This is a genomic window from Rhodococcus sp. 05-339-2 (assembly GCF_002258965.1).
Lineage (GTDB): Bacteria > Actinomycetota > Actinomycetes > Mycobacteriales > Mycobacteriaceae > Rhodococcoides.
In genome coordinates this window covers 163,259-187,317 of sequence record NZ_NOYW01000021.1, presented here as the reverse complement: position 1 = coordinate 187,317, position 24,059 = coordinate 163,259, and the positions used below count along the sequence as shown (strand labels likewise).

The following is a 24,059-nucleotide window of genomic DNA, read 5'->3' as shown; positions in this document are numbered from 1 at the left end:
TCACTCCTTCGTCAGTAGTTCTCGGGGGTATGCAGTGAAGGTTTCGAGGCCGTTCTCGGTGACACGAACGGCCTCGGATACCTCGTATCCGTAGTCGTCCATCCACATTCCGCCGATGATGTGGAACGTCATGTTCTCGGCGAGTACCGTCTCGTCGTCGGTGCGCAGGCTGACGGTGCGCTCACCCCAGTCGGGTGCGTAGGCGATGCCGATCGAGTAGCCGATGCGCGACGGTTTGTGCAGTCCGTGCTTGGCCAGGCTGGTGTTCCACACCTGCGCCAGCTCGGTGGCGGTGACGCCTGCCCGTACGGTTGCGAGCACGTCGTTCAGGGCTTCCCCGGTGGACTTGGCGAGGTAATCCAAACGCGGACTTGGCTTTCCGAGAACGATGGTGCGCGCCATCGGGACGTGGTAGCGCCGGAACACTCCGGCCAGTTCGACGACGGTGGTCTCGCCCCGCACGAAGGGTTGATGCGACCAGGTCAGGTGAGGGGTGTCGGCTCCGGCACCGGTGGGCAGCATCGGGACGATGGCGGGGTGGTCGCCGCCGAACTCCTCGGTGCCGCGTACCTGTGCGTTCATGATGGCAGCAGCTGCGTCGCACTGCCGTTCACCGACCGAGATCGACCGGTACGCGGCCGACATCGCCGACTCGCACACCTGGGCGGCACCGCGCATCAGGGCGATCTCCGCCGGCGACTTGACCACTCGCACCCAGTTGATCAGTTCGTAGGAGTCGGTGAAGCGGTATTCGGGTAGCGACTTCACTAGTGCCTCGAATGCCTTCGGGCTGAAGTAGTACGAGTCCATCTCCAACCCGACCTGGCCGTGCTCGAAGTTGTTCACCAGTCCCAGTTCCCGCAGCTTTGCGGCGACCCAGACGAACGGGTGGGTGTCCTTGCGCTGTACGAATGTTTCGGGGTAGCCGAACGTTCGATCCTGCGGCAGCCATGACGTCCGAAACGCGCCGTTGGCGTCCATCTCGCGGGCGAAGAAGTACATCTCTCCGTCGAGGGGCACGTACAGCATCTGCGGGGTGTAGAAGGAGAGGGCGTTGTAGCCGAGCAGGTAGTACAGGTTCGCGGGATCGGTGACGATGAGCGCGGTGAGGTTCTGCGCTGCCATCCGCTCTCGAACGGCAGCGAGCCGGGCGGCGTACTCCTCGTCGGTGAAGGTGATCGGCGTGCTGTTCGGAACATCGGGGTACCGAGCCAGGCCTGGAGCGGCCCGTCCTGTGGTCTCGTCGGGTCCGAGTGCGGTGACGTAGGCGGCGTCGGGTGAGTCGTTCACGGGCACCCCCTTCAAGGAAGTCGTTTTAGTAGATTGTTGACAATCAGGCTAAGCGCTGGCGCGAGAGGTTCGCAAGACTTCGGATGTAAATGCTGTGTTGCGGGCAGGCGACTAACCCGGAGTGGCCAGCGCCGAGTGTTCTGCCTGCTCCTCGACCATGGCGCGAGTCAGATCGTGGATAGCGGTGTCCATGTGCTCGTGCACGCCCTTTTCCAGCGCGTCCCAGTCCGATCCGAGCAGGAGGTCGACGATCAGCTGATGTTCCTCCACCAGCGCCTCGGGCCGGTAGTACGCGGTTTCGAGGTTGGCCATGCAGATTCGCGCCTCTGCAGCGAGCGTGGCGTACATTCGCGACATTCGGCTGTTGCGCGTCGCCGCGACCAGGGCGGTGTGAAACGCCAGATCCCGTTCGGCAAGACCACGCCAGTCCGCCCGATCGATGAACGGCTGCATCTGCATCACGATGGCCGAGAGCTCATCGGCAGCCGAAACCAAACGAGCGCGATCGCCGTGCACCAGAGTCCACGCGGCACCGACCTCGATCGCCGCGCGGGATTCGTAGATCTCGGTGACATCCTCGCTGCTCAGCTCGACGACGAACACGCCTCGATTCCGGTAGCTGACGAGGAGCCCCTCCTGATTGAGACGCTGCAACGCCTCCCGGACCGGTCCCCGCGAGATCTCGAGTTCCGCGGCGACGTTGGCCTCGTTGATCTGTTCCCCTGGGGCGTAGGACCCGTCGATGATGCGGTCGCGAATCTGGTCGGCAATGACCATCGACGTGTTGCGTGCGTCGATGGGCGTCAGTCGTCTCGAACTGGGCATGATCGAAAACCTCTCTCAGCCTCGGGGAATGGCGAAATATTTGTACTCCAGAAATTCGTCTATGCCGACTTTTCCGCCCTCGCGGCCGAGTCCGGACTGTTTGACGCCACCGAACGGCGCAGCCGGATTGGACACCAGCCCCGTGTTGAGGCCGACCATGCCCACCTCGAGGCGCTCACCCATCCGAAGAGCACGGTCGATGTCCTGGGTGAAGACGTATCCGACGAGTCCCCATTCGGTGTCGTTGGCGAGGGCGATCACCTCGTCCTCGGTGTCGAACGGGACGATTGCTGCCACCGGCCCGAAGATTTCCTGTGACATCAGATCCGACGCCGCGTCGACGTCCGTGAGGACGGTCGGTGGGTAGAAGTAGCCGGGTCCGTCCGGGGCCACTCCCCCGACGATCGCACGTGCGCCGCGCCCGAGGGCGTCGTCGACCAGTGTCTGCACCTTGGTGCGGCCCGCGTCGTCGATCAGTGGACCCACCTCGGTTCCGGGTGTACTTCCGGCCCCGACCGACAGTGCACCCATCCGCTCGGCGAGCGCGTCCGCGAACTGCGCTGTGACACTGCGGTGTACGAAGAATCGGTTGGCGGCGGTGCACGCCTCACCCATGTTGCGCATCTTGGCGACCATCGCACCGTCGACGGCGCGCGTGAGATCGGCGTCGTCCATGACGATGAAGGGTGCGTTGCCACCGAGCTCCATCGAGGTGCGCATCACCGTCGATGCAGCTTGTTCGAGCAGGATCTTGCCCACCGCCGTCGACCCGGTGAAGCTGATCTTGCGGGCCGAACCGCTGCTCATCCACGAGCCCACGACACCCGACGCGTCGGTGGTGGTCACGACATTGACCACTCCCGCCGGAACACCGGCGTCGCGCAGGATTTCGGCCAGGGCCAGTGCCGTCAACGGAGTTTGCTCGGCCGGCTTGAACACCACGGTGCATCCTGCCGCCAATGCAGGGCCGATCTTGCGAGTTCCCATGGCCAATGGGAAGTTCCACGGAGTGACGAGAATGCACGGTCCGACGGGTGCTCGGGTGACCACGATGCGGTTCTTGCCGTCTCCGGTGAGGGTGTGATCGCCCGAGATGCGCACCGCCTCCTCGGAGAACCAGCGGAAGAACTCGGCACCGTACGCCACCTCACCCCGCGCATCGGCCAGTGGCTTTCCCATTTCCGCGGTGATGATCGCAGCGAGCTCCTCCGACCGCGCCAAGATCAGTTCGTATGCCGCGCGGAGGATTTCGCTACGTGCACGCGGCGGCGTCGCGGCCCAGTCGGCGGCGGCGGCGACCGCTGCGGCCATGGCGTTCTCGGCATCGGCGATGCCGCCGTCGGCGACGCTGGCGATGACCTCACCGCTGGCGGGATCGATGACATCGAACCGGGCGTCCGACGCTGCGGCGGTCCACGTGCCTGCGATGAACAGGTCGGTCGGAGCCGTGATCGTGGGACGCGTGAGGCTGGTGGTCGAACTGGCGGTCATGGCCGCGGTCCTTTCGTCGAACGTGGATCGAGTATCTGCGCCAGGTGTACGGACGCGTCACCGGTCAGGTCACCGGTGAGTTGACGCACCTGCATGTGGCAGGAGAATCCGTCGGTCAGAATCGGAGTGTCCGGCTCGGCGTCACGGAGCGCCGGCGCGAGGGCCTGCTCGGCGACCGCCATGCTCAGCTCGAAGTGCCGAGACTCGAAGCCGAAATTGCCTGCCACGCCGCAGCATCCGGTGGCCTCCCGCACCGCGTCGATACCGACGGAGGCCAATGCCGTGCGCTGGGTGGCGTTGCCGAACACCGCATATTCGTGGCAGTGGGTCTGTACGGTCACCGAGTCGGGAATCTCCGCCGTGGGCACCCACCCGGCCGCGGCCTGATCGATCACCGCGCCCGCGAAACTCTGTACTCGCGCCGCGACTCGTCTCGCGGCCGGGGTGGGAACCAACTCCGGCATGTCCTTGCGGAACGCCGCCGCGCAGCTCGGTTCGGTGACGACGATGGGCCGGTCGGTGCCGTCGTCCAGTGCTGCAACGGCTTTCGTGAGGTGCGCTCGGGCGGCCTTCAGCTGGCCCGTCGAGATCCAGGTCAGACCACAGCACACGTCGGTCCGGCATTCGGTGCTGCGGCCCGAGTCCTCGAGCACGCGCTGAGCCGCGCCCGCGACCTCGGGACGAAAACCCTGAGTGAAGGTGTCGACGACCAACACGACGTCCGCGTCGCGGCCGCCGCCGAGCCGGACTTCTCGCGCCAGTTCCTTCGCCGATGCGAATCGTGGCAACGGCCGCTCGGTGGTCAGCCCACCGAGCCGAGCCGCCAGTGCTGCGATGCGCGGGGTGAGCAGACGGTTGAGCAACGGTGCCGTTCTCTTCGTCACCTTCAGCCAGCGGGGCAACCAGCCAAGCGAATAATGCGAGAGCGGCCGCAGTCGCCCCGCGTAGTGATGATCGAGGAACTCGGACTTGTACGTCGCCATGTCCACTCCGACAGGACAATCCGACGAACAGGCCTTGCAGGACAGACACAGATCGAGCGATTCGGCCACGTCCTTCGAGGCCCATCCGTCGGCAACTGTCGGCGAACTGCGCACCATCTCCTGCAGCACTCGTGCTCGACCCCGCGTCGAATCCTTCTCGTCGCCCGTGGCGCGGAAACTGGGGCACATGACGCCTCCGGACGCTGTGCGGCATTTACCGACACCGACACACGACTGAGTTGCGTGTACGAAGGGATCCAGGTCTGCCCGCGTCCCGATCTGGTGCAGATCGAAGGTCGTCTTCCATTCCCGCTGTGGGATGCCCTGCAGCATCAGGTTGTCCATCATCGGTTCCGGATCGGTGATCGACCCCGGGTTGAGGATGCCGCCGGGATCCCAGATGCGCTTGAATCGTGCGAACGCGTCGAGCATGCGGGGCGAGTACATCACCGGCAGCAGTTCCGAGCGTGCCCTGCCGTCGCCGTGCTCACCGGACAGGCTGCCGCCGTGCTCGACCACCACCCGCGCGGCGGCGCGCAGGAAGTCGTTCATCACTCGTCGTCCGGCGTCGGTGCGCTGATCGAACGTGATGCGCACGTGCATGCAGCCGGCACCGAAGTGTCCGTACATCACCCCCGTCAGATCGTGTTCGGCCAGAAGCACGTTGAGGTCGGCGAGATAGGCGGACAGGTTCTCGGGTGCGACGGCGGCGTCCTCCCAGCCGCCCCAGGACTCGGCTCCGCCGGCCAGGCGGGTCGCGAGCCCCGCGCCGTCCTCACGTACTCGCCACAGCGCTGTTCGATCGGCAGGGTCGGTGACGATGCGGCCCTCCTTGACGCGGCCGAGAAGACCGAGCGCCTCGAGCAGACGGGCGGCCTTGTTCTCCACTTCGACGGTATCGGCACCGTCGAGGTCGACGTAGAGCCAGGCGTTTCCCGCGGGCAGACCGCGGACGGAGTCCGGTCCGCGGCGGTACTCCATCGTCCGGGCGATGTTGTCGTCGATACCCTCCACCGCGGCAGGCGAGAACTCGAGAATGGCCGTCACGTCGGCCGCGGCGGCCACCACGTCGTCGTAGCCCAGGCAGAGCAACAGCGCGGCCCGCGGTACGGGCACGACGGCGACGGTGACCGAGACGATCACCGCGCAGGTGCCCTCGCTTCCGACGAGTGCACGAGCGACGTCGAACCCGTTCTCGGGCAGCAGATGCGACAGGTGAAATCCGGAGACCTGTCGCGGTATGCGGCCCAGCTCGACTCTGAACAGGGCGAGGTTGTCCGCCGCCAGCGACTGCAGCTCACGCGAGATACGTTCGGCCGCCTCGGTTGCCGCGGAATCCTGCGAATGCACTGCCGCCACACCGCTACGAGTCACTCGAAGCAGGTGCCCGTCGGCGGTGACCACGTCCATCGCCACCGTGTGGTCCGCTGTTCGTCCGTAGCGCACCGAATGATTACCGCATGCGTCGTTGCCGACCGCCCCGCCGACCGTCGCGCGTGTCTTGCTGGACGGGTCGGGGGCGAACGTGAATTCCCCGGCTGTGCGCGCCACCAACTCTCGCTGCAACTCCGAGATGACGATTCCCGGTTCCACCACCGCCGTTCGCGAGTCGGTGTCCACCGAGATCACGCGATTCATGTGGCGAGAGAAATCGAGCACGATGCCGCGACCGATCGCGTTGCCCGCCATGGACGTTCCGCCGCCTCGGCCGATGACCGCGATTCCGGCAGCGGCGCACCGCGAAACCACGGTGGACACGTCATCGGCATTGCGCGGAAACACAACGGCGGCAGGTGGAATTCGGTAGTTCGAGGCGTCGTAGGAGTACTCGGCGAGCCGCCGATCCGAGTCGTCGATCTCGATGCCCAGTTCGCGTACTTCCTGCACGAGTGCAGGAACCGGGGACCGAACGGAAGCAGCCGTCACAGCACGTTCTTCAGTGTGCGCGACAACGCGTCGAGGCCCTGCCGCATTTCGTCGTCGCTCACGATCAGCGCCGGGATGATCCGGACCACGTTGCCGAGCGCGCCACAGGTGAGCAGCAACAACCCCTCGTCGATCGCGCCCTGTTGTACGCGCAGAGCGGCCGCAGCATCGGGATTGCCTGCGCTGTCGACGAATTCGAGTGCCTGCATCAAGCCGAGTCCACGTGCATCACCGATTGCAGAGTGCTCGGACTTCAGTGCGAGCAGGCCGTCGAGCAGAACTCGGCCCTGCGCGGCAGCGTTGGCGACCAGACCTTCCTCACGCACGACGTCGAGCGTCGCGACACCCGCCGCAGCGGCGACGGCATTGCCGCCGTACGTGCCGCCCTGCGATCCGGGCCAGGCCTTGCTCATCAACTCGGTCGATGCCGCGATCGCCGAGATCGGAAATCCGCTGGCCAGACCTTTCGCGGTGATGACGATGTCGGGAGTGATCGACGAGTGCTGATGACCCCAGAATTTCCCGGTACGGCCGACCCCCGCTTGCACCTCGTCGACGATGAGGACGATCCCGTGGGTGTCCGCACGTTCGCGCAGGCCCTCGAGAAACTCCGGAGGCGTGGGCAGATAACCGCCGTCACCGAGTACCGGCTCGATGATGAACGCAGCGGTGTCGGCGGGGCTCGACATCGTCATCAGCAGGTAGTCGAGTTCCTTCAACGCGAAGGCGACGGCGGTGTCCATGTCCCAGCCGTATCGGAACGCGTACGGGAACGGCGCGATGTGCACACCGCCCATGATCGGTGAGAATCCGGACCGAAACTTGGTGCCCGCGGTGGTCAACGACGCGGCCGCCACCGTGCGTCCGTGGAACCCTCCGTGGAACGCGATGATGTTGGGCCGTCCGGTCGCCATGCGCGCCAACCGAATCGATGCCTCGACGGCCTCGGAGCCGGAGTTGGCGTAGAAGACGCTGTCGAGACCGGGCGGTAGTACCTCGCCGAGCTTGTCGGTCAGCGCCAGCAGCGGCTGATGCATGACTGTCGTGTACTGAGCGTGGATGATCTTGCCCACCTGCTCGCGGGCGGCCTCGACCACGCGGGGATGGCAGTGCCCGGTGCTGGTGACGCCGATACCGGTGGTGAAGTCGAGGTACTTGCGCCCGTCCGTGCCGATGATCCAGCTGCCCTTTCCGTGATCGACGACGATCGGGGTCGCCTGCTTGAGTGCCGGGCTGAGGTGGGTGCGAGTCGACGCTGTCATGGCTGCCATCGTCACCCACGGAATTAGGATTGTCAACAATCTGCAATTGGCAGTTCAGGGACGGGTGCATCCGCCCGAGCGATACAGTTCGTCGGTGCCCGCTTCGAACCCTCGCATCGCCGTGCTCGGCAGCATCAACATGGATCTGATCACCCGGGCACCGTCCCTGCCCGAACCCGGCGAAACCGTGCTGGGCACATCGTTCACCACCTCGCCGGGCGGCAAGGGCTCCAATCAGGCCATCGCCGCCGCCAAAGCCGGCGTTCCTGTGTCGTTCATCGGAGCGGTCGGAGACGACGAGTTCGGGGAGACACTGCGCCGGACCCTGTCGAGCGCGGGAGTCGACGACCGCGCGCTGCGCACCACAGCAGGTTCGAGCGGCATCGCCGCCATCACCGTCGACGATCACGCCGAGAACAACATCGTCGTGGTCCCCGGGGCCAACGAACGCGTTCGCGACCTCACCGACGACGACCTGACCGTCATCTCCGACGCCGACATTCTCCTGTGTCAGTTGGAGATTCCCCTCGCCACCGTGGTGACCGCATTCGAGTACGCACGCTCTCGCGGTGTGGTGACGATGCTGAACCCGTCACCGGTTCAGGATCTGCCCGACGCCCTGGTGGCGGCAACCGACGTGCTCGTGGTCAACGAAGCCGAGGAAAGCCGACTCGGAAACCGGCTGAACGAGGTGACGCACGTGATCACCACACTCGGTGCCCGAGGCGCTCGGTACCGCGGCTCGGAATCGTTCGAGGTCCCTGCTCCGCGCGTCGACGCCGTCGACACCACCGGGGCCGGCGACGCATTCGCCGGAGCACTGGCTGCGTCCTGGTTCGACGGCCCGCGCAAGGCAGTCGAATGGGCCTGCGTTGCAGGATCTTTCGCCGCGACGAGGCCGGGTGCGAGCACGTCCTCGGGTACTCGCGAGGACATCGACGCACTGCGAGATGCGGCCACTGGATGAACACCCCCGACCTCGACGAACTCCGACGTCTGCGCCGCGCGCGCGACCGAATGGATCGCGAATTCGCCGAGCCACTCGACGTTCCCGCTCTGGCCCGCACGGCATCGATGTCCACCGCGCACTTCAGTCGCCGTTTCCGCGAGGCCTACGGTGAGACGCCGTACGCACATCTGATGACCCGCCGAATCGAGCGCGCCAAGGCCCTGCTGCGCCGCGGAGATGTCAGCGTTACCGAGGCCTGCTTCGCAGTGGGCTGTACCAGTCTCGGATCCTTCAGCTCCCGCTTCACCGAGATCGTCGGTGAGACACCCAGCGCGTACCGCGCCCGTGATCACAGCGACAGCCAGGGGATGCCGAGTTGCGTGTCCCTGGCGATGGGCCGACCGATACGGACCGCGATCTCCGCGCAATCGAGCAGAATCGAAGAAGCGATGTCGACCGACGCGTCCTAGCCTTGCGACATGACACTTTCCCTGAGCCACGGCCACATCTACACCGACGACCCCGATGCCTCTCTGGCCTTCTATCGCGACACCCTCGGACTCGAGGTGAAGAACGAGGTGGTGAATGACGGCTTCCGGTGGATAACCCTGTCCACCGCCGATCAACCCGAAATTGCGATCGTACTGTCACAGCCGCATGCGGGACGGTCCCAGGAGCTCGGCGATCAGATCGCTGCGCTGCTCGCCAAGGGTGAATTGCCAGGTTTGTGGTTCCGCGCAGACGACCTCGATGCAGCGTTCGAGAAGATACGCGCGGCAGGCACTGCCGAAATTCTGCAGGAACCGACCAGTCAGCCGTGGGGAGCGCGCGACGCGGCATTCCGCGATCCCGCCGGGAACATGGTTCGCGTCAGTCAGGCGTGAGTGGAGCCCGCGGAACGAACCATCATGGTTTCCGACCTCACATCGACGCGAGGGCCAGACCACCGCCGCATGCGAGGACGGACGCCAGCAGCGAGACGATTGCGTTGACTGCGGCATCGCGTCGACGCCCTTGCTGTAGCAACCGGACGGTCTCGACACTCGCCGTGCTGAACGTGGTGTACCCGCCGCAGAACCCGGTGCCGATGACGGCTTGGACGTCGGTCGAGCCGGCTCGGAACATCACCCATCCGGCCAGCACCCCCAGCAGGAACGACCCGGACACGTTGATGCCGAGTGTCGCCCACGGAAGGCTCGTCCGTGCCGCGAGACGTGACTTCACTTCCGCATCGACGACGAAGCGAACGACTGCCCCCAGCCCGCCGGCCACTGCGATCCACAGCGCGATCATCGAACCACTCTGCCTGCCAGTGCGATTCCGGCCCAGGCGGCGAGTATGCCGACAATCACGCTGACCACGGCGTAGGCCACGGCCACCCCGGTGAACCCACTCCGGAACCCTTCGACCGTCTCGAGGGCGAAGGTGCTGTACGTGGTGAACGCACCGCAGAACCCGGTACCTGCCAGCAACCTCAGCCTGCGCCGATTTCCCGCATCGGGCCCACCGCGAACCAGTGACTCGAGCAGAAGGCCGAGCACGAATGCACCGGCGATGTTGATGCCGAAGGTCGCCGTCGGCCACTGCGATGCCGAATGCGGGAGCTGCTCCTCGATCACGTAGCGGACTGCCGTACCCGCCGCTCCGCCGACGAACACCACTGCCAGTGCCCACAGGTGACGGTGCACGGGTCCCTGGTCGGCCGGCATCGAATCGGAATCGGGATCGACCACCGATGATCCTTTCGGGCTGCTCGGTCCGACCGTTTCCGACCGGCCCGTGTTTGATGTCGGATGCCTACTGCACGATGGAGCCTATGACAACGACCACGGAGCCCACGACCGGGAACTTGCGCGAGAGCGCCGAGGAACTGTTGCGCGAACTCGCCGGCCCCGATGCAGTGCTGCGCGAAGACCAGTGGACGGCCATCGAGGCCCTCGTGGTGCATCGGCGGCGGGCGCTGGTGGTGCAGCGGACCGGTTGGGGCAAGTCGGCGGTCTACTTCATCGCGGCGAAGCTGCTGCGCGCGCAGGGCCTGGGTCCGACGGTCATCGTCTCTCCGCTGTTGGCGCTGATGCGCAACCAGGTTGCCTCCGCCGAGCGGGCTGGCGTGCGCGCCGCCACCATCAACTCCGGCAACATGACCGAATGGGACGACATTCATCAGCAGGTCAACTCCGGTGAACTCGACGTGCTGCTGGTCAGTCCGGAGCGATTGAACAATCCCGATTTCCGCGATCAGGTACTGCCGTCCCTGGCCGGGGATGCGGGCCTCGTCGTGGTCGACGAAGCTCACTGCGTCTCCGATTGGGGCCACGACTTTCGACCCGACTACCGACGAATCAGAACTCTGATCGCCGAGTTGCGCGACGGTATCCCCGTACTCGCGACCACGGCGACGGCGAACGACCGCGTGGTGGACGACGTCGCGGCGCAGTTGGGTGTCGGCGGCGGAGACACACTCGTCCTGCGCGGCGGGCTCGCACGCGACTCTCTGCGCATGGCCGTGGTGCAGATCGACAATGCCACCGAACGGGCGGCGTGGCTCGGCGATCATCTGAAGACGCTGCCCGGTTCGGGAATCATCTACACCCTGACGGTGTCGGCGGCCAAGGACCTGGCGGCGCTGCTGACCGATCAGGGGCACGTCGTGGCCTCGTACACCGGTCAGACGGACCCGACCGAACGCGAGTCGCTCGAAGGTGACCTGCTGGCCAACCGAGTCAAGGCCCTGGTCGCCACGTCCGCATTGGGCATGGGCTTCGACAAGCCCGACCTCGGTTTCGTGGTGCACATGGGGGCACCGTCGTCTCCGATTTCGTACTACCAGCAGGTCGGGCGTGCCGGTCGCGCCACGGAACGAGCCGATGTGGTGCTGCTTCCCGGCCACGAGGATCGGCAGATCTGGAGCTACTTCGCCTCGGTCGCCTTCCCCCGCGAACATCTGGTGCGGCAGGTCATCGATGCATTGAACACCGAGAAGGCTCAGTCGACGCAGGCACTGGAGCCGCTGGTCGAGCTGAACCGCAGCAGGCTCGAGATGGTACTGAAGGTCCTCGACGTCGACGGCGCGGTCAGACGCGTTCGTGGCGGCTGGATGGCGACCGGGGAGCAATGGACGTACGACGCGTCCCGCTACGAGCGTCTCGAGCAGGCCAGGGACCGCGAACAGCAGGCCATGATCGACTACCAGGGCACCGACGGCTGCCGGATGGAGTTCTTGCGGAGACAGCTCGACGACCCGGACCTGGGCGCACCCGGTAGTGAGTCCGACCGATGCGGGCGGTGCGACAACTGCACCGGTGAGCACCTGTCCGCCTCGGTGGATGCGGCCTCGGTCGATTCGGCGAGGGCACGACTGGATCGGCCGGGCATCGACCTGCAGCCCAGAAAGCAGTGGCCCAGCGGTATGAAGAAGCTCGGTGTCTCGCTCTCGGGCAAGATCTCCGACCCCCACGAACCCGGGCGCGTACTGGGCCGGCTCACCGACCTGGGCTGGGGCAGCCGACTGCGTGCCCTGCTCGATGCGCCCGACGCTCCGGCCACCGATGCACTGGAGAAGGCGTGCATCACCGTGCTCGCCAACTGGGATTGGAAGCAGCGGCCCACTGCCGTTCTGGCTCTCGACTCCCCTACCCACCCGCTCCTGGTGCGGTCGATCGCCGCGCGATTGGCATCGGTCGGCAAATTGGAGGATCTCGGGGTGATGCAGGTCAGGGCAGGTCATCCACCCGTGTCGGCCGCCAATTCGGCCTTTCGGGTCGCCGGGCTGGTGGACTCGTGGGACGTTCCGGACGTATCGTCCGTGACGGGACCGATCCTGTTGATCGATCTGGTCACCGACACGGGGTGGACGTTCACCTGTGCGGCGTCGGCCTTGACGTCAGCGGGCGCCTCGGCGGTGTTGCCGTTCGCTCTCGCAACACCGAAATGACGACCGGTCGAAATTGCATGGTTTGATTTCTGCAGCGCTGGGTACAGCCAGCTGGGTCAGGAATGTGTGACCACCATCACAATCGGTGGTTAACCAGGGGAAGCATGTCCGTTTCGGGGGTCGATCTGCGGACTCACTCGATATGCCTCGGCGACCTTGTTACGTTTGTATTTCCCATGAAGCCCGCATTGCTGAGAGGTACCCCGCTCACTGCGCCGGACGCAGTGAAGTTTCGTAAGCCACAGATCTCCGACGGAGTCCGGCTCTGGGAGATCGCAAGAGATTCGCGAGTTCTGGATCTCAATTCCAGCTACTCGTACGTGTTGTGGTGCCGTGACTTCGCGGCCACCACCGTCGTATCCGATATCGACGGCCGCGCAGTCGGTTTCGTCACCGGATACATCCGCCAGGACGCCCCCCGCACACTGTTCGTGTGGCAGGTCGCCGTGGATGCGGACCAGCGTGGCAAAGGACTTGCCGGTCGCATGCTGATGGAGCTGCTCGACCGCCTCGAGCCACAGGGCATCACGCATCTGGAAACGACGATCAGCCCGGACAACGAAGCGTCCATCGCAACCTTCACGAGCCTCGCACGTAAGCGAGGCACCGACATCGTCAAGTCGGATTTGTTCGCGCCCAACGATTTCCCTGATAGCCACGAAGCGGAGGAGCTCTACACCGTAGGCCCCGACGCATCGCGGAATTACGAAAGGAACAAGCAGAACATGACCGAAAAGAACACCGTCACAACAGAGAAGCCCGATGTGTTCGAGACCGTCGAGTCCGGAGTGCGGAGCTACAGCCGCCAGTGGCCCGCCGTGTTCTCCACCGCGAAGAACTCGGTGATCACCGATGAGGACGGCAACGACTACCTCGACTTCTTCGGTGGCGCAGGCGCACTGAACTACGGCCACAACAACGACATGATCAAGGGTGCGTTGGTGGACTACATCACCAGCGACGGCATCACCCACGGACTGGACATGTCCACGGTCGCCAAGCGCGAATTCCTCGAGTCGTTCAAGAAGAACATCCTCGACCCCCGCGGCCTGGACTACAAGGTTCAGTTCCCCGGACCGACGGGCACCAACACCGTCGAGGCGGCCCTGAAGTTGGCACGCAAGGTCACCGGGCGTGAGGCGATCATCAACTTCACCAACGCATTCCACGGCATGACACTCGGCGCGCTGTCGGTCACCGGCAACTCGATGAAGCGTGCCGGCGCCGGAATTCCGTTGGTGCACACCACTCCAATGCCGTACGACAACTACTTCGGAGGAGTCACCGAGGACTTCCAGTGGTTCGAGCGCGTACTCGACGACTCGGGCAGCGGGTTCAACCGCCCGGCCGCAGTGATCGTGGAAACCATCCAGGGTGAGGGCGGCATCAACGTGGCGCGCCCCGAATGGCTGCGCGCGTTGGCCGAGCTGTGCTCGCGTCGCGAGATCCTGCTGATCGTCGACGACGTCCAGATGGGCTGCGGTCGCACCGGACAGTTCTTCTCGTTCGAGGAAGCCGGCATCACCCCGGACATCGTCACGCTGTCCAAGTCCATCGGCGGTTACGGCATGCCGCTGGCACTGACCCTGTTCAAGCCCGAGCTGGACGTGTGGTCACCGGGCGAGCACAACGGCACCTTCCGCGGCTTCAACCCCTCGTTCGTCACGGCGAAGGCCGCCATCGACCACTACTGGTCCGATGACAGCTTCGAGAAGGAGATCCTCGCCAAGGGCGAGCACATCCAGGATCGTTTCATCAAGCTCTGCGCAAAGTTCGACGGCATCTCCACTCGCGGCCGCGGCATGGTCCAGGCACTGGTGTTCGACGACGCCGAGTTGGCCGGCAAGGTCTCACAGCTCTGCTACGACGAGCATCTGCTCGTGGAGACGGCAGGACCGAAGGACGAAGTCGTCAAGCTGCTCCCACCGTTGACCACGACGATCGACGAGCTGGACCGCGGTCTGGACGTCATCGAGAGCGCCGTCGCCAAGGTGCTTTCCTGACCGTCCGTCCGCAGCAACCGACATCGAAGGAGGACATCGCATGATCGTTCGCACCACCCAGGAGATCACCGGTACCGATCGCGACATCGAGAGCGAAGACGGCAACTGGCGCAGCAAGAGAATCATTCTCGGCGGCGACAAGGTCGGATTCTCGTTCCACGAGACCACGATTCAGGCCGGCACGGTGAACAACTTCCACTACGCCAACCACGTCGAGGCCGTCTGGCTGATCGAGGGCGAGGGAACGCTCACCGACCGCGAGACCGGAGAGACCTACGAGCTCGGTGCGGGATCGATGTACCTGCTCAACGGACACGAGCGCCACACCGTCGAGCCGCGTACCACGATGCGCATGCTGTGCGTATTCAATCCCCCGGTCGTCGGCAACGAGACGCACGACGAGAACGGCGTGTACCCCCTCGTCGAGGTACCCGCGTAGCACCAGTACGTCCCTGACGGCCCGCACCGACGCTTCCGCGTCGGGTGCGGGCCGTAGGCGTCTATACGGTGCTCATCGGGCGATGGATCGCTATCCTGGACGAAGTGAATGCATCTCCTGTGTCCGCAGTCCTGTACGAGCAGCTGACTTCTCTGCTCGAGGGCAGGACGGTCACCGTCGTGAGCGGCGCAGGCATGTCCACCGACTCCGGCATTCCCGATTACCGCGGTCCGCAGTCACCCCCGCGTAACCCGATGACATTCCAGCAGTTCATCGGTGACGCCGAATTTCGTCGGCACTACTGGGCACGCAACCACGTCGGGTGGCGACACATGGATGCCGCGGTACCCAACGACGGGCACCGAGCACTCGCCCGACTCGAACGGGCCGGCGTCGTCACCGGCATCATCACCCAGAACGTCGACATGCTGCACACCAAGGCGGGCAGCCGAAACGTCATCGACCTGCACGGCGTCTACGCCCGCGTTCGCTGCCTGAATTGCGAGCGATTGATCTCGCGTTTCGAACTGGCCCGGCGACTCGATCGTGCCAATCCGGGTTTCCTCGAGTCGGTTGCACCCGCAAACGGCGTCGAGATCGCGCCCGATGCCGACGCGATCATCTCCTCGACCGCGCACTTCAGAATGGTCGACTGCGAATCATGTTCGGGCATACTGAAACCCGACATCGTCTACTTCGGTGAGAGTGTTCCCAAGCCGCGTGTCGCCGAGGCATACGATCTGGTCGACCGAAGTGATGCGTTGTTGGTGCTCGGGTCCTCGCTGACCGTGATGTCCGGCCTGCGGTTCGTCAGGCACGCGTCCAAGAAGTCGAAGCCGATCGTCATAGTCAACCGCGGTACCACCCGCGGCGACGAATTCGCTTCTCTCACAGTCCATGCCGGTTGCTCTGAGGTGGCGACCGCGCTGGCCGACGACCTCGATCAGGCAGGAACCAGATCGTCGGCATGAACCACAGGTCGTTGTAGTTCCGCGGCCAACTCCCCTGTGGACCGCCCGAGCATTCCGGCCAGCTCCGCCGAGTCGTACGCGACGACCCCGCGAGCCACCAGGACGCCGCCGTGGTCGACCAACGAGACCACATCGCCGCCGTGGAAGGATCCCGTCACCGACGTGATACCGGCGGACAGCAACGACCGTCGCCGATCCACCACTGCACGCACCGCCCCGGCGTCGAGGTGGAGTTCTCCCGCGGCATCCGCGGCATGACGGACCCAGAACTTGCGGGCCGACAACCGCGTCGGCCGAGCAGCGAAGGCGGTACCCACCGCGGACGTCGTCAGTGCGTGTGCCGCATCGGATGCCGCAGCCAGCAGTACCGGAACACCGGCATCGGCTGCGAGACGCGCAGCGGACAGCTTGGACGCCATTCCGCCGGTGCCGAGCGCTCCCCCGGAGCCGGCGACGACGCCGTCGAGATCCTCGGGGCTGGTCACCTCCGGGATCAGCGTCGCCTCGCCCTTGCGAGGATCACCGTCGTACAACCCGTCCACGTCCGAGAGCAGGAACAGCGCGTCCGCTCCGACGAGGTGGGCGACCAGGGCAGCCAGGCGATCGTTGTCGCCGAACCTGATCTCCGCGGTGGCGACCGTGTCGTTCTCGTTGACGATGGCCACGGCACCGAGCGAGCGCAGCCGATCCAGGGTGCGCTGAGCATTGCGATGGTTGGTTCGCCGCGCGATGTCCTCGGCCGTCAGCAGAACCTGTCCGACCGTGCGTCCGTACCGGTGGAACGACGAGCTCCACGCATGAACCAGAGCGAGCTGTCCGACGCTCGCCGCAGCCTGCTTGGTCGCCAGGTCTCGTGGACGCTTGGTCAGGCCCAGCGGTGCCATCCCTGCGCCGATCGCGCCGGAGGACACGACCACCACGTCCGTGCCGCTGCGCATCCGAGATTCGATGGCGTCGGCGAGCAGATCGAGTCGGCCCAGATCCAGACCGGTGTCGAGGCTGGTGAGAGCCGAGGAACCGATCTTGACCACGATCCGCTTGGCATCGGCGATCGTGCGACGGGTATCGGTGAGAGCCTCTGCGAGCGAATCGGATTCACGCACCGCCACCACGGCTACTCCTGTTCGGTATCGAGCCCGCGACGAACCTGGCGGGCATGCTTGCGTTCGGATGCGCCGATGCGCTCGACCTGATCCAGGCGGGCATCGGTGCCACGGCCGGTCATCGTGATCTCGACACCGGCCGGGGTCTGCGGCTCCCAATCGAACGAGACGTCGCCGATGGTGACCGAAGCACCGGGCTGAGCGCCGGCCTTGATGAGTGCGTCCTCGACGCCGAGCCGCGCGAGACGGTCGGCGAGGTAGCCGACGGCCTCGTCGTTGGTGAACTGCGTCTGGCGTACCCACCGCTCCGGTCGGGTACCGCGAACGATGAAGCCGTCCGGGATGTCCGGATCCTTCACCACCTTGAAGCTGTCGTCGTTCTTGGCGACCGGACGCAGCACCTGACGCCGCGGCTCGGGAGCCGGATGCGCAGTGCGGTACTCCTCGACCAGCTTCGCCAATGCGAACGTCAGCGGCTTGAGACCGGCACGCGTCACCGCGGAGATGGTGAACACGGGCCACCCACGCGACTCGAACTCGGCGGTGACCATCTCGGCGAGTTCGGCACCCTCGGGAATGTCTGCTTTGTTCAGTACGACGATGCGGGGCCGATCGGCGAGATCACCGAGGCTGGCATCACCGGACAGAGCCGGCTTGTAGGCCGCCAACTCGGCTTCGAGGGCGTCGACGTCGGAGATCGGGTCGCGGCCCGGATCCAGTGTGGCGCAATCGACTACGTGTGCGAGCACAGCGCATCGCTCGAGGTGCCGCAAGAAGTCCAGTCCGAGACCGCGGCCCTGACTCGCGCCGGGGATCAACCCGGGCACGTCCGCGACAGTGAACGTGGTGTCTCCACTGGATACGACACCGAGGTTGGGCACCAGTGTGGTGAAGGGATAATCGGCGATCTTCGGCTTCGCGGCGGAGAGCACCGAGACCAACGACGACTTACCGGCCGACGGAAAACCGACGAGGCCCACATCGGCGACGGACTTGAGTTCGAGGACGAGTTCGCGCTCGACGCCCTCTTCGCCGAGCAGTGCGAATCCGGGGGCGCGTCGAGCCTTCGATGCGAGAGCTGCGTTGCCGAGTCCACCGCGGCCGCCCGGAGCGGCGTCGAAACGTGTTCCCTCGCCGATCATGTCGGCGAGGACGTTGCCCTTCTTGTCGAGCACGACGGTGCCGTCGGGAACCTTGAGGATCAGGTCCTCGCCGTTGGCACCCTCGCGGTTGCCGCCCATGCCCTGAGTTCCGTTGCCTGCCTTGGCATGGCTGGAGAAGTGGAAGTCGAGCAGAGTGTGGACGTTGCTGTCGACGACGAACACGACTCCGCCGCCCTGTCCTCCGTTGCCACCGTCGGGGCCACCGAGAGGCTTGAACTTCTCGCGGTGAACCGAAGAGCAGCCGTTGCCACCTTTGCCGGCGCTGACGTGCAGCACCACGCGGTCGATGAATCGTGACATAGCTGTCTTCGATCCTTTCGTGAAAGTAAAAGCGGGAGAAAAAAGCGATAGGGGCGGACCGGTCTCATGACCCTGGTCCGCCCCTATCGGGAGCTGTGAACGTACGCCGTGGATGGTCGACTCGAGCAGTTGCCCGGTCGCGTCGGCCATCGCGGGCGCGAGCGCTGCAGAAGGACTAGGCCTCTACAGCGACCGGAACGATGTTCACGGTCTTGCGACCGCGCTTGGCACCGAATTCGACTGCGCCCGGGGCGAGTGCGAACAGGGTGTCGTCGCCGCCACGGCCGACGTTGACGCCGGGGTGGAAGTGCGTGCCGCGCTGACGAACCAGGATCTCGCCTGCGCCTACGGTCTGGCCGCCGAAACGCTTGACGCCGAGGCGCTGAGCGTTAGAGTCGCGACCGTTACGGGAGCTCGATGCGCCCTTCTTGTGTGCCATGTTGCATACCCTCCTCGGGGTGAATCAGCTTGGGAGAACGCGGGTCCGAAGGGACCTGGTCACTTGATGCCGGTGACCTTGAGGACAGTGAGCTTCTGCCTGTGTCCCTGACGCTTGTGGTATCCGGTCTTGTTCTTGAACTTGTGGATGCGGATCTTCGGGCCCTTGGTGTGCTCGACGATCTCACCGGCGACCGAGATCTTCGCCAGCTTGTCTGCATCGGTGGTCAGGTCGGATCCGTCTACGACGAGGACCGGAGCAAGCGAGACAGCAGTGCCGGGCGCTCCCTCGATCTTCTCGACCTTGACGAGGTCACCAACAGCGACCTTGTACTGCTTTCCGCCGGTCTTGACGATCGCGTACGTTGCCATCGGAGGGCTACCCCTTGCTTCTTCGAACTTGCTCGCATTGCGCATGGCAACACGACTGGTCTGGTAAAACGTGTTTGCTTGCTCCCTATCGGCCGGTCGGGATGATGATCATTCCGACCCGCTCGAGAACCGTTGTTTCCTACAGCACCACTACGGCACGGCAGAACGGTGTCACCGGGAGCGACTTATCAAGGTTACGGCAGGGAGACGGCCAGGGTCAAACTGCCCTGCTCTGCTAGGCATCGACGTCCACCGGTGGACCTGCAGGCCGCGCTGCTGCGCGCCGTCTGCGAGGACGTGCGGTAGGCACCTCGACCGGCTCCGTTGGCTGCTCGGCCGCCGCAGTGAGCGGTGCCGACGGCTCGTCGGGTGCCGTCCCGGCCTGGTCGGAAGACGTGGCGTCCCCCGAGTCGTCTGTGGCGGGTACGACGATGACCATGCCCGCGTCGGGTGCAGTGCCGGTCGGCGCGGCAGCCTTGCGGGCCACCCGCCGTCCGCGTCGAGCCTTGGCAGCCACCGGAGCCGACGGCTCGTCGGCCGCAGTCTCGGCGGGCGTGTCGACTTCGGTGGCCTCGGTCTCGGCGTCGGCAACCGACGCGGCCGCTACGTCCACGTCGTCGGCGGAGACCACGGTCACCACTGCGTCGCCGCCGGCAGCTTCGGCCGGTGCCGGTGTCTCGACATCGGCCGGGCTGACGTCGGCGACCACGTCGTCATGATGCGCGGCCATGGCCAGCGCCACCGGGTGCGCTCGTTTGATCGACGGATCGACCACGGGGTGCTCGTGACCGTCTGCCATGCCTGTCCGATCGTTCGAGGACGCCCGGTCGCCACCGTCCGACCGATCGTTGCCGTCGGCCTTGTTGTCCTTGCCACGTCGACGCCTGCTGCTCGTTCCCGAGTTGCTGCTGTCGGACCGCGACGAATTCGACCGTCCGCCGTCGTTGTCAGGCTTTGCATCGACGGGGAACGGGTGCACGACGATGCCGCGACCCTGGCAGTGCTCGCATGTGGTGGAGAACGCCTCGACGAGCCCCGTACCGAGCTTCTTGCGGGTCATCTGCACCAGTCCGAGCGAGGTCACCTCGGACACCTGATGGCGAGTCCGGTCGCGTCCGAGGGACTCGGTGAGCCGCCGCAGTACGAGATCGCGGTTGGACTCGAGCACCATGTCGATGAAGTCGACGACGATCATGCCGCCGATGTCTCGCAGACGCATCTGGCGAACGACTTCCTCGGCCGCCTCGATGTTGTTGCGGGTGACGGTCTCTTCGAGGTTGCCGCCGGAGCCGGTGAACTTGCCGGTGTTGACGTCGACGACGGTCATCGCCTCGGTGCGATCGATCACCAGGGTGCCGCCCGAGGGCAGCCAGACCTTGCGATCGAGAGCCTTGGCCAGCTGCTCGTCGATGCGGTGCGCAGCGAAGACGTCGACCGAACTGCCGTCCGCCTCGTATCGGTGCAGCCGCTCCATCATGTCCGGGGCCACGGTCTCGACGTAGTTGGACGTCGTCGTCCATGCCTTGTCGCCCTCGATGACGAGCTTGGAGAAGTCCTCGTTGAACAGGTCTCGGATGACCTTGACCAACATGTCGGGCTCTTCGTACAACGTCTGCGGTTGCACGCCCTTGCCGGTTTCGGCGTTGGCCGAGCGTTCTTCGATGCTGGCCCACTGCGCCTGCAGGCGAGTCACGTCACGTGCGAGCTCTTCTTCGCTGACGCCCTCCGCTGCGGTGCGGATGATGACGCCTGCCTCGGGAGGCACGATGTCGCGGAGGATCTCCTTGAGACGCTTGCGCTCGGTATCGGGCAGCTTGCGGCTGATACCGGTGGAGCTTCCACCTGGCACGTAGACGAGGAAGCGACCGGCGAGCGAGAGCTGCGTCGTCAGGCGAGCACCCTTGTGCCCCACCGGGTCCTTGCTGACCTGCACGAGAACCTGATCGCCCGGCTTGAGGGCCTGCTCGATCTTGCGCGCGCTCCCGCCGAGACCGGCAGCGTCCCAGTTGACCTCGCCTGCGTACAGCACACCGTTACGGCCTCGGCCGATGTCGATGAACGCTGCTTCCATACTGGGCAGCACGTTCTGGACGCGGCCCAGGTACACGTTGCCGACCATCGACGCGGTGGCACTGCTGGTGACGAAATGCTCGACGAGCACGCCGTCTTCGAGCACGGCAACCTGTGTGGTCAGCGGATGATCCGGTGTCGCCTTCTCGCGCACGACCATGACGCGGTCGACGGATTCGCGGCGCGCCAGGAACTCGGACTCGGTGAGGATCGGCGGACGACGACGGCCGGCATCGCGCCCGTCGCGGCGACGCTGACGTTTGGCCTCGAGGCGCGTCGAGCCCGTGATTCCCTGAACCTCGTCCCGGGGTGCGCGACTCTTGTTGCGTGGCTCACGCTCGTGCACGACGGTGTTGGGCGGATCGTCCTCGGACGTCGCGCCTTCGGCAGCGGCCTCGGCTCCGGTCTTGCGCCTGCGCCGGCGACGGCGACGGCGGCTGGAGCCGTCTCCGTCCGAACCACCGTTGTCGGAGTCGTCGTAGTTGTCCTGGGCTCCGGAATCGGACTCGTCGTCGCCGTCCTCGGCCGAGGAGTCCGCGGTGCGCGCGTCGTCGGAGGAGTCGGACGAATCGGAGTTCTGACGGTCGGAGGAACGGCTGCGAGTACGTGACCGACGCGAGCGTCGTCCCGAGTTCGACTGCTGTCCGTCACCTGCCGAGGACTCGTCCGAGTCCGCGTCGTCGCTCGACTCCGCGTCGGTCGAATCGGCGGTCTCGGTGCTGTCGGTGTCCCCGTCGGAATCGTCGTCCGAGTTCTCGTCGGTCGACTCGTCCGAGGATTGCTCGCCGCGACCGCGTCCGCGACCACGACGGCCGCGCCGGCGACGTCGAGGCTGAGACTGATCGTCGTCGCCGTCACCGTCGGTCGAGCTCTCGGCTTCGGTCGACTCGCCGGCCTCGGAGGAGGACCGGTCGGTCTCGACGGCGGAGACCTCGGGTGCACCGGTCTCCGGCGTCACTGCGGACTCGCTGCTGTCGGTAGTGGCACTGCTCTCGGTGTTCGCAGCCTCGTCCTTGGGCGCGGCCTTGCGGCTGCGGCGACGGCGAGCCGGAGGCTCGGCCGGTGACTCCGTCGATTCCGTAGCCGGAGCATCGACGGCGGCGGGCTGCAGGAACAGAGGGGTGGCGAACGTCGTCGCTGTGGGCTGGTCGGTCGTTGCCGCGGGCTGGGCCGCCTCCGGCTCCGGTGCGGGCGCACTGGTGAACAGCTGCGGCTCGGTCCACGGAACCTCGCCTGCGGGCTCATCGGCAGCAGGCTCATCGGCAGCAGGCACATCGACATCGGGCACCGGAGTCGGCTCGGCAGTCGAGGAATCGGGAGTTGCTGCTGTGGGGGCGTTGACCGAATCACGAACGGACTCGGCGACGTCGCGGCTCAGGCTCGACTGAGCACTGCGCGCTTCGATGCCGAGCTCACCGAGGGTGACGAGCAGCTGCTTGCTGGTGACGCCCAGGATCTTCGCCAATGCGTGCACGCGCAGCCTGGTCGGCAGCTCGATGGTGTCGGGTTGCACCGACGACACCGCGTCGGTTTCCACAGGCGACACCGGGCCGGGGGCCTCCGTACGTCCTGCGTTTTCGTTCTGTACATCTTCGGGCGGGCTTTGATCGGCCACGTAGTCTCCTCGGGCCCCCGGGCGCGTCCATCCGACTTCGGGTGTGACGCGGCCACGCGAGGGCAATCCTTGTGTACTCACGTCGGGTTGGACGTCAGCTGTTCGGTCTCGCTCCGCACCCGAGCCGATGACCACTTCGTAGTTCTCGGTGGTCGACGACAGCGTGTGCAGTGCCTGGCTGGATGGTGGTGTACCGGCGATCCGAGCGCCTGATCATCAAGCAAGAACGCGAACGAGCCTGTCTCTCGTTCGAGCATCTGCGATGACGGGCAGCGGATAGACGACAGTCATCCGATCGAATCCATCACACCGGTCTAGCGAACTTCCGTGAAGCCTGGGCTTCGGGTGGAGCGTGAAACCTGTACGTACTGGTGCAGTGGAGTCGATCTGTTGTCGAGTATCCCACACGCTGTGATGCGTACTCGCCACGCCGCACCGATCGGGTTTCCGACGGGTGCGGCGTGGCTGACGAACGTTGCTGTTTCTGTCGACGGCGAAACGGTCAGGCGAGGCCGGGGAACCAGAGTGCGATCTCGCGCTCGGCCGATTCCACGGAATCCGATCCGTGTACCAGGTTCTGCTGACCATCCAGGGCGAGGTCACCGCGGATGGTCCCGGGAACCGCCTTGGCCACGGGGTCGGTGCCGCCTGCGATCTGACGGAAGGCCGCGATGGCGCGGGGGCCTTCGAGAACTGCGGCCACGACCGGTCCGGACGTGATGAACTCGAGGAGTTCGGGGAAGAACGGCTTGCTCTCGTGCTCCGCGTAGTGAGCCGAGGCCAATTCGCGGGAGACGGTCTTGAGCTCGAGTGCGACGATGCTCAGACCCTTCTTCTCCACGCGGCCGAGGATCTCTCCTACGTAACGCCGGGCAACTCCGTCGGGCTTGATCAGTACAAGGGTGCGGTCGGTCACGAAAGACGA

The 24,059-nt window shown here is 65.5% G+C and carries 20 protein-coding genes and 1 pseudogene; 8 read left to right on the top strand and 13 right to left on the bottom strand.

Annotated features, from left to right (window positions below; genetic code table 11):
- The 5 genes from CH273_RS25235 to CH273_RS25215 all read right to left on the bottom strand — a co-directional run bounded on the left by CH273_RS25235 (position 1) and on the right by CH273_RS25215 (position 7,777).
- Positions 1-1,179, bottom strand: coding sequence for a M24 family metallopeptidase (locus CH273_RS25235; RefSeq protein WP_032394765.1), 1,179 nt, complete (start codon positions 1,177-1,179; stop codon positions 1-3).
- 222 nt (positions 1,180-1,401) lie between these two features.
- The gene (locus CH273_RS25230; RefSeq protein ID WP_230596661.1) at positions 1,402-2,115 is read right to left on the bottom strand and encodes a GntR family transcriptional regulator; all 714 of its coding nucleotides are present in this window, start codon (positions 2,113-2,115) and stop codon (positions 1,402-1,404) included.
- A 15-nt stretch (positions 2,116-2,130) separates the two neighbouring features.
- Entirely contained in the window at positions 2,131-3,606 is a 1,476-nt protein-coding gene (locus CH273_RS25225; RefSeq protein ID WP_032394573.1) for an NAD-dependent succinate-semialdehyde dehydrogenase, read from the bottom strand.
- Entirely contained in the window at positions 3,603-6,515 is a 2,913-nt protein-coding gene (locus CH273_RS25220) for an FAD-binding and (Fe-S)-binding domain-containing protein (RefSeq protein WP_094638086.1), read from the bottom strand. The genes CH273_RS25225 and CH273_RS25220 overlap by 4 nt, the downstream gene beginning before the upstream one ends.
- Complete coding sequence (locus tag CH273_RS25215) at positions 6,512-7,777, bottom strand: aspartate aminotransferase family protein (protein ID WP_032394574.1); 1,266 nt, start codon at positions 7,775-7,777, stop codon at positions 6,512-6,514. The genes CH273_RS25220 and CH273_RS25215 overlap by 4 nt, the downstream gene beginning before the upstream one ends.
- Positions 7,778-7,871: 94 nt before the next feature.
- On the opposite strand from CH273_RS25215, the gene CH273_RS25210 reads away from it, so the two are divergent.
- From CH273_RS25210 to CH273_RS25200, 3 genes are read left to right on the top strand one after another with little or no spacing between them, the layout of a single operon-like run.
- On the top strand, positions 7,872-8,744 hold the full coding sequence (locus CH273_RS25210) for a ribokinase (protein ID WP_032394768.1): 873 nt from the start codon (positions 7,872-7,874) through the stop codon (positions 8,742-8,744).
- Positions 8,741-9,196: a helix-turn-helix transcriptional regulator gene (locus tag CH273_RS25205; protein ID WP_032394575.1), complete on the top strand. Its 456-nt coding sequence runs from the start codon at positions 8,741-8,743 to the stop codon at positions 9,194-9,196. Before CH273_RS25210 ends, CH273_RS25205 begins: the two co-directional genes overlap by 4 nt.
- 9 nt (positions 9,197-9,205) lie before the next feature.
- On the top strand, positions 9,206-9,610 hold the full coding sequence (locus CH273_RS25200) for a VOC family protein (RefSeq protein WP_032394576.1): 405 nt from the start codon (positions 9,206-9,208) through the stop codon (positions 9,608-9,610).
- A 37-nt stretch (positions 9,611-9,647) separates the two neighbouring features.
- Here the strand turns inward: CH273_RS25200 and crcB (CH273_RS25195) are convergent, their stop codons facing one another.
- Both crcB (CH273_RS25195) and crcB (CH273_RS25190) read right to left on the bottom strand, forming a co-directional pair.
- On the bottom strand, positions 9,648-10,019 hold the full coding sequence (gene crcB / locus CH273_RS25195; protein WP_032394577.1) for a fluoride efflux transporter CrcB: 372 nt from the start codon (positions 10,017-10,019) through the stop codon (positions 9,648-9,650).
- Positions 10,016-10,435: a fluoride efflux transporter CrcB gene (gene crcB, locus CH273_RS25190; RefSeq protein ID WP_045199560.1), complete on the bottom strand. Its 420-nt coding sequence runs from the start codon at positions 10,433-10,435 to the stop codon at positions 10,016-10,018. The genes crcB (CH273_RS25195) and crcB (CH273_RS25190) overlap by 4 nt, the downstream gene beginning before the upstream one ends.
- Before the next feature lie 107 nt (positions 10,436-10,542).
- Between crcB (CH273_RS25190) and CH273_RS25185 the strand changes: the two genes are divergently transcribed.
- From CH273_RS25185 to CH273_RS25170, 5 genes and pseudogenes are all read left to right on the top strand, one after another.
- Complete coding sequence (locus CH273_RS25185) at positions 10,543-12,660, top strand: RecQ family ATP-dependent DNA helicase (RefSeq protein ID WP_032394769.1); 2,118 nt, start codon at positions 10,543-10,545, stop codon at positions 12,658-12,660.
- Between the two features lie 62 nt (positions 12,661-12,722).
- Positions 12,723-13,337: pseudogene (gene ectA, locus CH273_RS28320) on the top strand (diaminobutyrate acetyltransferase); the annotation flags it as partial.
- Positions 13,338-13,385: 48 nt separating this feature from the next.
- Entirely contained in the window at positions 13,386-14,663 is a 1,278-nt protein-coding gene (ectB, locus tag CH273_RS25180) for a diaminobutyrate--2-oxoglutarate transaminase (RefSeq protein ID WP_032394770.1), read from the top strand.
- A gap of 40 nt (positions 14,664-14,703) precedes the next feature.
- A complete protein-coding gene (locus CH273_RS25175; RefSeq protein ID WP_032394579.1) occupies positions 14,704-15,102 on the top strand; it encodes an ectoine synthase in 399 nt (132 codons plus the stop codon).
- A 104-nt stretch (positions 15,103-15,206) separates the two neighbouring features.
- Positions 15,207-16,073 (top strand): Sir2 family NAD-dependent protein deacetylase, encoded by an 867-nt coding sequence (locus CH273_RS25170; protein WP_032394771.1) that lies wholly within the window; start codon positions 15,207-15,209, stop codon positions 16,071-16,073.
- Here CH273_RS25170 and proB read toward each other — a convergent pair.
- From proB to ndk, 6 genes are all read right to left on the bottom strand, one after another.
- The gene (gene proB / locus CH273_RS25165; RefSeq protein WP_179272914.1) at positions 16,046-17,185 is read right to left on the bottom strand and encodes a glutamate 5-kinase; all 1,140 of its coding nucleotides are present in this window, start codon (positions 17,183-17,185) and stop codon (positions 16,046-16,048) included. The two genes, CH273_RS25170 and proB, sit on opposite strands and share 28 nt — an antisense overlap.
- A gap of 2 nt (positions 17,186-17,187) precedes the next feature.
- A complete protein-coding gene (obgE, locus tag CH273_RS25160) occupies positions 17,188-18,639 on the bottom strand; it encodes a GTPase ObgE (protein WP_032394580.1) in 1,452 nt (483 codons plus the stop codon).
- A gap of 175 nt (positions 18,640-18,814) precedes the next feature.
- Positions 18,815-19,078 (bottom strand): 50S ribosomal protein L27, encoded by a 264-nt coding sequence (rpmA, locus tag CH273_RS25155; protein ID WP_032379202.1) that lies wholly within the window; start codon positions 19,076-19,078, stop codon positions 18,815-18,817.
- Between the two features lie 59 nt (positions 19,079-19,137).
- Positions 19,138-19,449: a 50S ribosomal protein L21 gene (rplU, locus tag CH273_RS25150; RefSeq protein WP_032394581.1), complete on the bottom strand. Its 312-nt coding sequence runs from the start codon at positions 19,447-19,449 to the stop codon at positions 19,138-19,140.
- A gap of 235 nt (positions 19,450-19,684) precedes the next feature.
- Positions 19,685-23,134: a translation initiation factor IF-2 N-terminal domain-containing protein gene (locus CH273_RS25145; RefSeq protein ID WP_032394773.1), complete on the bottom strand. Its 3,450-nt coding sequence runs from the start codon at positions 23,132-23,134 to the stop codon at positions 19,685-19,687.
- A 502-nt stretch (positions 23,135-23,636) separates the two neighbouring features.
- Positions 23,637-24,050, bottom strand: a complete 414-nt coding sequence (gene ndk / locus CH273_RS25140) for a nucleoside-diphosphate kinase (RefSeq protein WP_032394582.1) — start codon at positions 24,048-24,050, stop codon at positions 23,637-23,639.
- Positions 24,051-24,059 lie beyond the last annotated feature (9 nt).

Excerpts from the sequence above, each read along its gene's own strand:
- CH273_RS25230 (WP_230596661.1), bottom strand. The coding sequence starts at position 2,115 with ATGCCCAGTTCGAGACGACTGACGCCCATCGACGCACGCAACACGTCG.
- CH273_RS25225 (WP_032394573.1), bottom strand. The coding sequence starts at position 3,606 with ATGACCGCCAGTTCGACCACCAGCCTCACGCGTCCCACGATCACGGCT.
- CH273_RS25215 (WP_032394574.1), bottom strand. The coding sequence starts at position 7,777 with ATGACAGCGTCGACTCGCACCCACCTCAGCCCGGCACTCAAGCAGGCG.
- CH273_RS25205 (WP_032394575.1), top strand. The coding sequence starts at position 8,741 with ATGAACACCCCCGACCTCGACGAACTCCGACGTCTGCGCCGCGCGCGC.
- CH273_RS25200 (WP_032394576.1), top strand. The coding sequence starts at position 9,206 with ATGACACTTTCCCTGAGCCACGGCCACATCTACACCGACGACCCCGAT.
- crcB (WP_032394577.1), bottom strand. The coding sequence starts at position 10,019 with ATGATCGCGCTGTGGATCGCAGTGGCCGGCGGGCTGGGGGCAGTCGTT.
- crcB (WP_045199560.1), bottom strand. The coding sequence starts at position 10,435 with ATGCCGGCCGACCAGGGACCCGTGCACCGTCACCTGTGGGCACTGGCA.
- CH273_RS25185 (WP_032394769.1), top strand. The coding sequence starts at position 10,543 with ATGACAACGACCACGGAGCCCACGACCGGGAACTTGCGCGAGAGCGCC.
- ectB (WP_032394770.1), top strand. The coding sequence starts at position 13,386 with ATGACCGAAAAGAACACCGTCACAACAGAGAAGCCCGATGTGTTCGAG.
- CH273_RS25175 (WP_032394579.1), top strand. The coding sequence starts at position 14,704 with ATGATCGTTCGCACCACCCAGGAGATCACCGGTACCGATCGCGACATC.
- obgE (WP_032394580.1), bottom strand. The coding sequence starts at position 18,639 with ATGTCACGATTCATCGACCGCGTGGTGCTGCACGTCAGCGCCGGCAAA.
- rpmA (WP_032379202.1), bottom strand. The coding sequence starts at position 19,078 with ATGGCACACAAGAAGGGCGCATCGAGCTCCCGTAACGGTCGCGACTCT.
- rplU (WP_032394581.1), bottom strand. The coding sequence starts at position 19,449 with ATGGCAACGTACGCGATCGTCAAGACCGGCGGAAAGCAGTACAAGGTC.